Source organism: Spirosoma montaniterrae (assembly GCF_001988955.1).
GTDB classification, from domain to species: Bacteria; Bacteroidota; Bacteroidia; order Cytophagales; family Spirosomataceae; genus Spirosoma; species Spirosoma montaniterrae.
On the sequence record NZ_CP014263.1, the window covers coordinates 4,772,501 to 4,785,191 of the forward strand.

9 protein-coding genes (1 of these 9 only partly in view) are annotated in these 12,691 nt (G+C 45.8%); 2 read left to right on the plus strand and 7 right to left on the minus strand.

Going from position 1 to position 12,691, the window contains the following annotated elements; all coding sequences use genetic code 11:
• Positions 1-115: the 5' end (the start) of an L-glutamate gamma-semialdehyde dehydrogenase gene (pruA, locus tag AWR27_RS20550; protein WP_077132917.1), read on the minus strand. The gene continues 1,517 nt to the left of window position 1, outside the view; the window shows 115 of its 1,632 coding nt (coding positions 1-115); the start codon lies at positions 113-115; its stop codon lies beyond the left edge, outside the window.
• A 140-nt stretch (positions 116-255) separates the two neighbouring features.
• Here pruA and thrC point away from each other — a divergent pair, with 140 nt between their 5' ends.
• Positions 256-1,563 carry a threonine synthase gene (thrC, locus tag AWR27_RS20555; protein WP_077132918.1) on the plus strand — a complete coding sequence of 436 codons (1,308 nt, stop codon included), beginning with the start codon at positions 256-258 and terminating at the stop codon, positions 1,561-1,563.
• A 36-nt stretch (positions 1,564-1,599) separates the two neighbouring features.
• Here thrC and AWR27_RS20560 read toward each other — a convergent pair whose 3' ends face one another.
• The 5 genes from AWR27_RS20560 to AWR27_RS20580 form a co-directional block, all read right to left on the minus strand.
• A complete protein-coding gene (locus tag AWR27_RS20560) occupies positions 1,600-3,378 on the minus strand; it encodes a tetratricopeptide repeat protein (RefSeq protein ID WP_232325886.1) in 1,779 nt (592 codons plus the stop codon).
• A 508-nt stretch (positions 3,379-3,886) separates the two neighbouring features.
• Positions 3,887-4,807, minus strand: coding sequence for a class I SAM-dependent methyltransferase (locus tag AWR27_RS20565; RefSeq protein WP_077132920.1), 921 nt, complete (start codon positions 4,805-4,807; stop codon positions 3,887-3,889).
• A 37-nt stretch (positions 4,808-4,844) separates the two neighbouring features.
• Positions 4,845-6,704, minus strand: a complete 1,860-nt coding sequence (gene mnmG / locus AWR27_RS20570) for a tRNA uridine-5-carboxymethylaminomethyl(34) synthesis enzyme MnmG (RefSeq protein WP_077132921.1) — start codon at positions 6,702-6,704, stop codon at positions 4,845-4,847.
• 158 nt (positions 6,705-6,862) lie between these two features.
• Positions 6,863-10,177, minus strand: a complete 3,315-nt coding sequence (locus AWR27_RS20575; RefSeq protein ID WP_077132922.1) for a coiled-coil domain-containing protein — start codon at positions 10,175-10,177, stop codon at positions 6,863-6,865.
• A 19-nt stretch (positions 10,178-10,196) separates the two neighbouring features.
• Positions 10,197-10,541 carry a hypothetical protein gene (locus AWR27_RS20580; RefSeq protein ID WP_077132923.1) on the minus strand — a complete coding sequence of 115 codons (345 nt, stop codon included), beginning with the start codon at positions 10,539-10,541 and terminating at the stop codon, positions 10,197-10,199.
• 66 nt (positions 10,542-10,607) lie between these two features.
• Between AWR27_RS20580 and AWR27_RS20585 the strand changes: the two genes are divergently transcribed.
• Positions 10,608-11,315 carry a ComF family protein gene (locus AWR27_RS20585; protein ID WP_077132924.1) on the plus strand — a complete coding sequence of 236 codons (708 nt, stop codon included), beginning with the start codon at positions 10,608-10,610 and terminating at the stop codon, positions 11,313-11,315.
• A 56-nt stretch (positions 11,316-11,371) separates the two neighbouring features.
• Here the strand turns inward: AWR27_RS20585 and AWR27_RS20590 are convergent, their stop codons facing one another.
• On the minus strand, positions 11,372-12,634 hold the full coding sequence (locus AWR27_RS20590; RefSeq protein WP_077132925.1) for an SUMF1/EgtB/PvdO family nonheme iron enzyme: 1,263 nt from the start codon (positions 12,632-12,634) through the stop codon (positions 11,372-11,374).
• Positions 12,635-12,691 lie beyond the last annotated feature (57 nt).

Genomic DNA, 12,691 nt, shown 5'->3' on the forward strand with positions numbered 1-12,691 from the left:
GCGACCGGAAATCAGCGATAGCTTGCTTTACAGCTTCCCGTTCGGGCGAACCAGGACGATACTCTTTGACTGGCTCGTTGGCCGGAACAGGCACATTGAATTGTCCAAACGACATAAGAGATCACGATTTTTGGCTTTCAAAGGTACGCATCTCCCAACTTATCCACAACGAGACATACTTTTCCACATTTCTTTGAATGATTTCGGCAGATTCGGCTGGTTTTCCGAACTTTGTCATCTTTCCTGACGTGACCTATGCGCTTCTACAGTACCAATAGCCCACAATCGACAGTATCTATCGAACAGGCTCTGTTTCATAGTATGCCGACTGACAAAGGGCTGTATATGCCCACTCCCTTGCCTCGTTTAGGTGCCAAGTTCTTTAATGACATTGCTGGTTTATCGTTAGCCGATATTGGATTTGCTCTCAGCCAGGCCCTGTTTGGTGATGAGATTGCCAAACAGGATCTGGAAGAGTTAACAGCACAGGCTTTTCCGTTCGATACGCCGGTTGTTGAACTGGAACCGGGTCGGGTTGGCATATTAGAATTGTTTCATGGTCCATCACTGGCGTTTAAAGACGTTGGTGCACGATACATGGCGGCTTTGATGGCACATTTTTCAGCGCGCAACGACAAGGAAATCAACATTTTAGTGGCTACGTCGGGCGATACGGGCGGGGCTGTAGCAATGGGGTTTCATAATGTACCGGGCGTTCGGGTATCTATTCTGTATCCGAGCGGGCGGGTCAGCGATTTGCAGGAAAAGCAGCTTACTACGCTGGGCGGCAACGTGCGGGCATTTGAAGTAGATGGCTCATTTGACGAGTGCCAGGCTATTGTGAAACAGGCGTTTGTCGATGTCGAGTTGAATCAGGCATTGGCGTTGTCGTCAGCAAATTCGATTAATATTTTCCGACTCATTCCACAAGGATTTTATTATGTGCGGGCCTACGGTCAGGTTCGACATCATGGCAAGCCAGTTGTCTTTTCGACACCGAGTGGCAATTTTGGCAACCTTAGTGCAGGGGTGATGGTCCAGCAGATGGGCCTGCCCATCAGCCATTTTGTAGCTGCAACAAACTTAAACCATGTGGTTCCTTCCTACTTAGCTTCAGGAAACTACGAGCCGGGCGATTCTGTCGCTACCATATCGAATGCGATGGACGTTGGTAGCCCCAGCAATTTTGTGCGACTGCTCCATCTATACGGCGATGATTATTCTACTGTAAGCCAGCACGTAACCGGTTATTTCTACACAGATGATGAAACCCGTGCGGGTATGGTTCAGATTCGCGACCAGCATGGCTACGTAGCCTGTCCGCATACAGCTATTGGGATTATGGGCATAAATCAATATTTAGCTGATAATCAACAGGATGCAGTCGGTATTGCATTGGCTACGGCGCACCCGGCGAAGTTTAAGCCATTAGTTGAAGACGTATTGAAGCAACCTGTAGAAGTACCCGACCGATTAGCCGTATTAGCCGACCAACCTAAAAAAAGCACTCGTATTCCGGCAGAATACATGGCCTTTAGAGAGTCATTTCTGCAAACCGTGTAGAAGGCGGGTAAGGTTGACTTTTCTACAGCATGTCCATTAATTCACTGTATCGCCCCGTAGAGACCGGAATCGTTTTCGGGCTTCAGCCACATAAATACTGCCGGGATACTGGGTCAATAGCTGTTGATAAATAGCCATAGCAGCCGGTTTATCTTTGAGTCGCTCCTCGAGAACTTTTCCTTGAGTAAAGAGCGCATCGTCGCCCAATATATCGTTAGGATACTTGGCCATTATTGCTTTCAGGTCATCAAGGGCTTCTTTGCTTTTACCCTGTTTCAGATACGTATTTGCTCTAAGCCACAGAATTTCGTCGGCTAAACTACTTTCGCCATGTTTTATCCACATGTCGTTGAGTTTATCCACAGCCTCATCTGTTTTATTTTGAAAAAGTAACAGGTCAATTGCAGCGTATGCCCGCATGGCAGATTCGGTGCTGTCTTCGCCTGTGTTATCCACAATTAACAGACTTAGCTGCTCAGCATCATTGGCGATTTCGCGCGAGGTAGCCAGTTTTAATACATCGAGTACGTCTTTCGCCACCGCAAAATCGCCCTTGTAGTAGTGTAATTTGGCATTTTTAAGCTTAGCCTCATACCCAAGTAGTTCTTCTTTCTGCGACTTTTCAACCTGCGAGTATAACAAGGTCGATTCCCAGGGTTCGCCCTTCAACAGGTAGATATCGCCTTTGTCAATTTTGCACTTATCCACAAAATTTCGATCATTTTTCCCCAGATCAATGGCTAAATCAAGCACAGACAAAGCCGTATCGCGACTGTCTAAATAATTTCCATACAAATTAGCCGTGCTTCGCAGTGCTTCCAGCGTTTTTACGTTTGTACCAATTTCCTGCAACATCCGCTGATAATCGGCGATGAGTTTTCTGATTTCATATTTATCTACCGGGTATGTATTCTTAACCTGCTCTTCACGGGCGTTAATCACTAACCGGCGGGCAAATGGGTATAACTGTCCCTGTGGGTACGTTGTAGCAATATACTCGAAGGCGTCGGCAGCCGCTTTGTACTCTTTGTTGTTCATTGCCAGCATACCGAGGTCATACACCCTGCCCCCATTTAGCTTCATGCGTTTATCGGTTGCTTTCTCCTGTAACAAAGCCCGGCTAAATTTCTGTTTTTGAACAAAGAACCACACCAGCAATTCGTTGTAAGCCAGTTCGCCCGGCTCCTGTTGAATTTTTGCGTACAACGCTGACTCTACTAAGGGTTCTTCTTTTGTATTAATGAAACTCTGCAACGTAGCTATGACTTTTTCCTTTTTATCTGGCTGTTTGCTCGTCAGGATGGTTTCATCGATAGCTTTTTGGGTTTGACCCGTTGCCCTGTACAGGGCCATTAAATCCTCGCTGTAGGCCGTTTGTTCTCTGCTGACCTCACGGGCCGTTTCCAAGGCTCGAATCGCCCAGCGGGCTTCTCCTGACTCGGAGAACGCTGTAGCAATCTTTTCTAACCGGGTTGTATTTGATTTACTATGCTGCACAGCCGCTGTGTACTGCGTGTTGGCCGTTACTGTGTCGCCCTGCTGTGCGGCAATTTGCCCGATGAGCAATTCATAATAAGGTTTATTCGTCTCATCGCTTCGTTGTTGCTTTCGCAAATACTTCAGCGCATCGTCCGTTTTGTTTGTTCGCTGCAAGCTTCCCACATAGCGAGACAAGCGCGTCCAGGTCACATCGCCTTTCAACAAGCGGCTGTACTCATTAGCTGCTTTTTCGAACTCGCCAGCTTTGTAATATTCTTCGGCCAATGTAGCCCCGCCCTCCTGACCCCACGCCAGACAGGTCAGCAACAAAAGCATAACAACAGCAATTGACCTTATTAACATTTTATAAAAGAGTCTTTTAAAGTAAACGTTATTATTCTTATTAGGTGTGTGGACATGTTGACAAATACTTTTCCCACACAATCTTATCAAAAATGTGGATAAATAAAGTGCATTTGTCAGCCTTTAACCAAAAGTTATCCACGTTTAACCCATTGACAATTTGATAAATAACATTTTTTTCCACAAATTCTCTGCCACTGCCTGTGGATTTGTGGAAAAAAGTTTTGCACAGTTTACAGTGAGGAAAAGTACCCCGGTTTCAGGTTGATAAGTGTCGACTTCTCCACAACTAAACGGCCTATTTTGATGTATGTGGAAAACTCGCTACGTATTCCACAGAGACAAACCTATTTATTGACAAGTTTTCCACATAGAATAGCCGTTTATGCACACACTTATGCACATAAAAATTTAACATTTTTAATATTGAATTGACCTCTTTTCCAGAGAAAGCGCAGAGATGTGAAGGCGGCAAATTAGCCTACATTTTTTTGATGATATACGTTATGCTGGAAGAATGACCGCTTGTTGACGCTTTCAGATTAGATACTAAACCTGTCCACCCACTGTTTATATAATCTGTATTGCCCTTGCGATATTTTGTACTAAGCAGAGCTATGTAGAATGCATCGAAATTCATAGGTATTTGTTTTTGTATTCGCATTCCGTGTTTTTCAACCAACTGTTTCATCGTAGCTGGCGTAAAATGGTAGAGGTGCCGGGGTACATCGTAGGCTGCCCAATACCGACCATAGTGGGTTGCATCGTATGAGTCTGAATTTGGTACGGCAATGATGAGCGTTCCCTGTTCAGTTAATAACTGCCGTAATTGCTCTAAGGTCTCCCCCAAATTTGGAATGTGTTCCAGTACATGCCAAAGCGTAATACTATCAAACTGTTTCAGCTCGCTACTAATTGAATCGAGCGAGGGCGCAATAGACAGATTCAGCTTTTTCTCAGCAACCTCACGAGCGTCAGCATCCGGTTCCATACCGGCAATTTTCCAACCCCCGTTCTGGCAGGTCTCTAAAAAGGCACCTGTGCCGCAGCCAACATCCAACAAACTACCAACCCCTGCATTCAACTTGTTCAGAAGCGATAATTTTGATTTTAGGGTGTACGAACGCACTGTCCGGTAAATTGAATTAATTAATCCTCCACCCTGGTCATTGTGAGAAACGTATGCATAGGATTTATAATAGTTACCTATTTCAGACAAATCCGGGCGCGGATTGGTTAATCTTAATCCGCAATTATCGCACTGTTGTATGGCGAAGTCTTGTTGGCTGACCAAGTAATCACGGCAAACAAGAAAAGGGCTAAACCTGGTGGTATTGCAAAGGGGGCAGGCAAGTACAGTTTCCAAAGTATTTGTCACGTTAAAAATGCGGCTGGCAGGCATGTCCCAAATAGCCTGCCAACCATTGAGTATTTATAAATCAGCGACCCATATATACTAACAGGATCGATACATCGGAGGGGCTAACGCCACTAATCCGTGATGCCTGACCGATAGTACCGGGTCGTAATCGCTTCAATTTTTCACGTCCTTCAAACGATAACGCGCCCAATCGGTCGTAGTCGAAGGTGGGATGGATTGTTAAATTTTCCCACCTGTCTAACTTTTCGGCGTTCTGTTTTTCACGGGATAAATAGTCTTCGTACTTGATTTCAATAATGGTTTGCTCGAGTACCTCCTCTCCTATTGCAGGCAAGTTGGGTACTAAGGCCAGCAATCCATATATATTTTCCTGATCTATTTCAGGCCGTTTCAGTAGTGTGTATAAACTACCTTTCTCACGAAGCGGTGAGCTGTTCATAGACAACAGCCAGTTATTTACATCTTCGGGCTTGATTTTCGTACTCCGAATAACTTCGGTTAGCGTTGCTACCCCGTCACGCTTTTGAATCATTTTTTCATAGCGTTCCTGTGAGGCTAACCCTATCGCGTACCCCTTTTCTGTCAACCGGATGTCAGCGTTATCCTGTCGCAACAATGTTCGGTACTCGGCCCGCGAGGTAAACATACGATAAGGCTCCTCAGTACCTTTCGTGATCAAATCATCGATTAAGACCCCAATGTAGCCTTCTGACCGTTTAATGGTGAATTCAGCTTCTTCATGAACATTTCTATGCGCGTTGATACCAGCAATCAAACCTTGACATGCAGCTTCTTCATAACCTGTTGTACCGTTTATCTGACCGGCAAAGAACAGATTGTTTATTAAACGAGTCTCCAAAGTAGACTTTAACTGTGTTGGCGGGAAGTAATCGTATTCTACAGCATAACCGGGTCGAAACATGCGTACTTGCTCAAAACCGGGAATTTTCCGTAAGGCATCATACTGAACCGATTCAGGTAATGATGTCGAAAAACCATTTACGTAAACTTCTACCGTATCCCAACCTTCTGGCTCCACGAAAATCTGGTGACGGTCTTTATCGGCAAATCGATTGATTTTATCTTCGATGGATGGGCAATAGCGCGGACCTAACCCCTTTATTCGACCCGTAAACATAGGCGACTTTTCGAAGCCCGTTTTCAGTTCATCGTGTACACTTTCGTTTGTGTAGGTAATCCAGCATGAGCGTTGTTGCGTTAGCGAGGGTGTATCGGTATAAGAAAACTTACCCGGTTTTTCATCTCCCAACTGCTCTTCCATCAGGCCGTAGTTCAGACTCCGGCCGTCTACACGCGGAGGAGTGCCTGTCTTCATTCTACCTGCTTCGAAACCGAGTGTTGCTAACTGTTCGGTCAACCCTGTGGCTGAGCGTTCAGCCGTTCGTCCCCCGCCAAAAACTTTCTCGCCAATGAACATCTGCCCATTCAGAAATGTGCCATTCGTGAGTACAACAGCTTTAGCTGAAAACGTAACGCCTAAGGTTGTTTTTACACCCGTAATTCGCCCATCTTTCACTAACACTTCGTTGACAGTGTCTTGCCAGAAGTCGATCAGTTTATTTGCTTCAAGCGTTTTTCGCCATTCCCAGGCAAACATATTGCGGTCGCTTTGGCAACGTGGACTCCACATAGCGGGACCTTTCGAGCGGTTTAGCATTCGAAATTGAATCATGCTCTTGTCGCTTATGATTCCCGACATGCCACCCAAAGCATCTACCTCACGCACAATTTGTCCTTTTGCCACCCCGCCCATAGCTGGATTGCACGACATTTGTGCGATAGTTTGCATATTCATTGTAATCAGTAAAACCGTTGACCCCATTGTGGCGGCTGCGTGTGCAGCTTCACAGCCGGCGTGCCCGGCACCAACTACAATAACATCGTATGATGAAAACATGGCTGTGTAAATTTTGAAAAATGTTTCACGTGGAAACTTTTCGCAAAATTGATAAAATTTAGATTAATGAGAAGATTGACTCTAAAACAGTTCTAAGTGGAACAAAAAAACGTCGGCCTAAGTGCCAGCCGACGTTTCTCATTTCTTTCAGGCAAGTGTTAATTACCAAGCCGTTGCAAATACTGATTGGCCTCTTTCTTGTAGAACTGATTATAATTGGGCGTAACCGAGCGTAAAACCTCAACCTGTTTTACCTTCTGCTGCATAGTAGCAGAGTCGAAGAAAGAAGGCTGACTTTGCTTGAGCGATTTGGCCGTTTCGGCCTGACGTTTCGGGTCTTCCTCCTGCTGCTTCAATGCTTTCTCCGATTCAAGTAAGCGGGTCATAATCTCATTCTGCCGGTTAAGCGTGTTTTGATTTAATCGCTTATTAACCAGGTCCGTTTCGGTTTCATCCATTTTTTTTATCAGCTCGTCAACCTGTTGTTGCTGCTGCTTGCCTACCTCTGTTCCTTTCGCCCTCTCCTCTAACTGCCTCAGCATATTCCGAATCATCGCCTGCTGAGCCGCTAATTGAGAAAGTTCTTCTGATAAACCACGGCCCGATTTTCCAGACTTGGCAAGTTTCTCCATGCGGCTGTTCATCTCCTTTTGCATCTTGCCAAGCCCCTCCTCTCCGCCTTGCTTCTTCCCTTTCTTCCCACTTGCTCCAGCCCCCGGCATTGCCATTGCCTGCATCTGCTGCTTCATATTCTTCAGAACATCACTCAACATGAGAGCCAGATTGTTCATCGACGTCATGGCAAATTGCTGCTTTGACGAGGCCATACTCAACCGACGTTCTCGTAGTTGCAGCACACTTTCATCCATGTAAAATTTCATGTTTGTCAGCTCACGCGTCACGAACGATTGAATTTGAACTACCCGGCTCGCCAATGCATTCAGACTGTCTTCAATAATTTTGGCGTCATCCTGAAGCTTTAACTGTTCCTGAGAAAGCTTTGTCACGCGTGGATCCTGCAAACTCATACCCCGGAAATCTTTCATCACACGCTCTTGTCCAAATGACAGCGTAATTAGGTTTTCAAGAATATTACGCAAATCATCCATGTTCTCCTGAAGCTCCTCCATCTCGGCTGATTCCATCGATTCCTCCATCGACTGTTTCATAGACCGCATGGACTTCGACGCTTTGCTTTGTGATGAAGCCGCTTTTTTACCCTGCTTCTGCTTCATTTGCTTCATTGCTTCCTGCATAGCACTCTCCGCATCTTTCTGGTCTTTTTCAGAAGGATCAGGTTTATTTAGGCCGTCTTTTTCAGCCTGCTTGATCATCTCTTCGAGTTGTTCCTGAAGCTTTTTAAAATCCTCCTCCGACTGTTGCTGTTGCTGCATCTGATCGGCGTTTGGTTCGTTGGTCTTCTCGTTTTCCTGCGCCTGTTCGTCTAATCGATCAGCCTGCTTTTCGAGTTCTTTCGCCAGGTTCTCAACTTTCTGCTCCAATTGCATCTGCTTGAAAAGCTTCAAGGCCCGATCAAGATCACGTTCCATATTCCGCTCTTTACGACTCAAACGATCAAGCAAATCAGACGCCTTCTCATCCTGCTTCTTTTCGAGAAGTTGTTTCAATTGTTCATACAGTTGCTTGGCTTCAGGGTCTAATAGCTCGTTAAAAAGCTTCTGTAGCTGCTCCAGTTTCTCTTTCACTGCCTGATCATTCTGGGAGAAACGTTGTTGCATCTCATTCGTCTTCTGAAACTGCTCCTGCAACTTTTGAACCTCACGCAGAAGTTCTTCGCGTTTTTTTAGAATATCCTGTAACTGTTTTTTATCCTGGAAGTCAGATGATTTCTTGGTACGCATCCGATCTTCCATCTGATTCAGTTCACGCTTGATCTCCTGCGTTTTACTCAGGGCATTGTCAATCTGTTGCTCGGTTTTCTCAGCAGATTTGTCAACTTGCTTTTGCACTTCCAACTGCGTCGGAATGGCAAAGTTTAATTGATTTGAGCGACTCGATTTGGGGCCGCTTACACCATCGTTATCCCAGACCTGAACATAGTAGTCTAACTTATCGCCCTGTTGTAATTGCAGGCTGTCGAGCGACCAGTTATAAACGAAGTTCTGTGAAGTAGTCGACCGATTAACCGGGATGTCTTTGCTACGCAGGGGCGTTTCTTTACCGTCGCGAATTATTTTATAATTCAGCCGCAGTTTAGAAAAACCGTAATCATCAGAAACCAGACCCGATAGAGATATGAAATTATAGGTAACAGTATCCTGAATGCGATCCACAGAAATTTGCGGAAACCGGTCAGGAATAACCTGAACATTATATTGAATACTCGACGGAGAGGCAATCTGCGCGTTCTTCAGCGACACGGTATATTGCGCATTTTGCATCAAACGGCGGCTAACAGCAAATGTATTGTCGTCAATTAAACGAGCAGGCGTAGACCGGGTATCGGTGTTGAACCGAAGAGAAAGCGAATCTGTATGGTCGGCAGCAAATTCCCAGTTCACTACTGTTCCCTGCGGCACAAGCAGATTACCCACGTTTGCCAATTGCTCACTGGGCTTTTGCAAATAAGCCGGATAATCGAGCCGGACATTAAATGATAAAACGGCTGGTCGGTCGATTAAAGCAACTGTATACGTCTGCGAATTAAAGCCAGCAGCTTCCAGATGAAAATCTAAATCACGCTGTATATTATCGAACGTATAGGTAAACTGCTGTCCCGCCTGATCCAGTTTAAAACGAGTCCCATTCGCCGTAACAACGTATACCGACTGGGGCAGTGCATCTCCCTTTAGTTTCACTGACAATGGAAAGTCTTCGTTGCGAAAGGCTTTCATACTCTTGTTTTGTACAATAAACTGAAACGGAGCTTCTTCAACGAACTCCTTATTGTAGTTGACCAAGCGAGTAGATGACTTAGTGAAGAAAGTAGGGTTCACTAACAAAATTCCCAAAATCAACGCCAATGGAGGAATGGCATATTTCAAGAATCGGCGGTTGCGGCTAATCTGGATAGCGTTGGCAAAGCGGTTAATTAGTAACTGTTGTGAGCGTTGCTGCAAACTTGCCTGAAGAAGATCACTCTGATCCGACAAGATACGCTGAAGCTGGAGTGTATTCAGCAACTTATCGCCCACTTCAGGAAAATACTGCCCAATCTGACGTGCAGCTTCATCGTTAGACAAGGGTTTGTTTAAACCGTATAGGCTGAATAAGGGCCGCAAAATGAAGAGATACAGCCCCACTACAGCCATAATCAGAAAGCTGAATAACAGGAAGCCGCGTCCAACAGAATTGAATCGCCCAATAAACTCAGCAGTATTTATCAGGAGATATCCTGTTCCTGTAAGAGCTACAAAAAATAGACTTCCTTTAACTAACTGGTTCTGGAAATACCGCTTTTTGTATTCTTCGATTCGCTGAAGTAGGGTTGCGTAAGAATTGGTTGATTGCATGTGCGTACATGTTGAGCGGTTAAACCAGAATACGTTGAAAGTAAAGAATCACATGTCGTTTTAAAAAAGATTCCTGCCCCAACAAATCAGCGTGAGGAATTGGCTTGAGAAGCTTCCATTGGGGCCATCCATCCTTATCATAGCCATCGAACTCGTAATAGTCTGATTGACTCAAAACACGGCACACCGCAATATGCATGAGGTCTTGTTTAGCCTCTTTTGAGAACCGGCGCGGACCGCGCCCCAACTCCTGCACACCAATTAAAAACAGCACAGCGTTAAGATCTGCCGGACGTTTCCCAACCAACTGTTGAAGTTGATCGAGCAGTAGCTCCCATTCTGTATCTATCAAATTTTCGTTCACTTGAGATTGTTGCTTAACGGTTCTCTCTAAATTACGAGGTTTTTATCTAACTAACGAATACTGACCATGTTTCGGTTTATATACGGGCTGCTGAATGATTTTATCGATACCCTCTACCCTACCCTTTGCTTAGGTTGTTCGCGGTCGCTCCAGCCTACCGAACGGGTATTATGCGCCCATTGCCGTATTCGTCTGCCCGAAACAGGTCAGCACCGGAATCCCGACCTGTCAGTCTCCATCAATAAGTTTGCCGGAAAAGTACCTGTTGCCTTTGCATTGTCGTACTTACATTTTCAGAAAGGCGGGACAGTGCAAAAGCTAATTCACAAAATAAAGTATGGCGGGCAAAAAGAAGCCGCCAGAGAAGTTGCAGGCTGGTACGGCTATCAACTAAAGCAGGAAAGTATTGTATCAGAAAACTTCGATCTCATAATCGGCGTACCACTACATAGAAGCCGGCTGAATCAACGCGGCTATAATCAGGCAGACTGGATTGCCGAAGGTTTTGCCGAGTCGCTCGGTATACCTGCACGAACGGATATTCTAATCCGTGAACAATTCAAAACGTCGCAAACAAAAAAGAATCGGGTTGAGCGTTGGGAGAATGTTAAAACCGTTTTCGCAGTTACAGACCCGACAGCTATCGCCGGAAAGAATATTATTTTGATTGATGATGTGCTAACGACGGGAGCAACTCTCGGAGCCTGCGCCACCGAATTGCTCCAAAAAGGCTGTAAATCGGTTGGCGTTATAACGTTGGCAGCCACACAATAAACAAAAATTGGTCATCCGTCTCCGAATGACCAATCTCCTATACAGTTATTTTCAAATTACTTATTCCGGCCAACACCGATCATGGCGCATCGGAAACCAATCATGGCCGTTGCCGAATCCTGATCTAAGAACCGGCGTGTTCCGGGCGAAAGCCAGTAGGCTACGTCGTTCCACGAACCGCCTTTGTACACGCGCAAACGGTCGTCAACGAGCGAATTGCGGTTCTTTGTATCGTAGTTTTTAGCATCGTCCAGATAACCGTTCCGGCGAATTGGGTTCAGATCATTAACGTCCTGATACGACAGTGGACGATACACATCATATACCCACTCATTTACGTTGCCAGCCATGTTGTATAAACCGAAGTCGTTGGCAGGATAAGCGTAGATTTCAGATGTAATAATGGCACCGTCGTTCGAGCGACCGGCAATACCGGCGTAGTCACCGCGACCACGTTTGAAGTTTGCCAGCATTTGGCCTTGCTTACGGCCTTTCTTGGGATTCCGTACCGACGAGCCATCCCACGGATATATCCGCTGATTTACCTGGTTTTCGTCCATGTATTGCGTGCCAATCAACGCCTTAGCAGCATATTCCCATTCTGCTTCGGTTGGTAGGCGGTAATCGGGCAAAACTAAACCGCTTTCCAAACTTGGTTTGGTCGCACCAGTTGGAGTCGCTTCGGCCAACGCTGGCTCGGCTTCTTTTTTCGATTTCCGCTTCAGCGAGAAACCGCCACCTTTCTTGCCTGTCTTAGCACCACCTTTGGCTAATTCATTGTTTACAGCCGCCGAACGCCAGGCGGCATAATCGCTGGCCTGCACCCACGACACACCCACTACCGGATAATAGCGAAAGGCAGGATAGCGCAGGTATTGCGTTACGTAAGAATCATTGAATGACAGCGGATTAGCCCAAACTGTTGTATCAGGAAGGGCTGCTTTGACCACCTCTTCCGACGAATCGCGCGAGATGGCGTTCAGATATTCCAGATAGTGAACGTTCGCAATTTCGGTCTCATCCATGTAGAAGGATTGAATCGAAACCGTGCGTTCGCGGTTGTCGCGGGTGTTCATCACATCTTCCTCAAGCGCACCCATCGTGAACCGGCCACCTTCTACAAACACCAGATTAGGACCTGCTTTCTGCCCGGCAAATTTCTTTACCTGAAAACCGTCTTTCTGGTTATAAGCAATTCCCGTTGCCGTGCTTTTCTTACCGGGCTTCACACTGGTCGGGTGCTTAGACTTACACGATGCCAGAGCCAAAGTTGCCAGCAGCACATATGCGGCTCGTTGCAGGTGATACTTTTGAATCATTGCTTTATCTTGTGTAAAAACGTAGGTGCAAAATTAGACAAAAGGCAGTAGACCGCA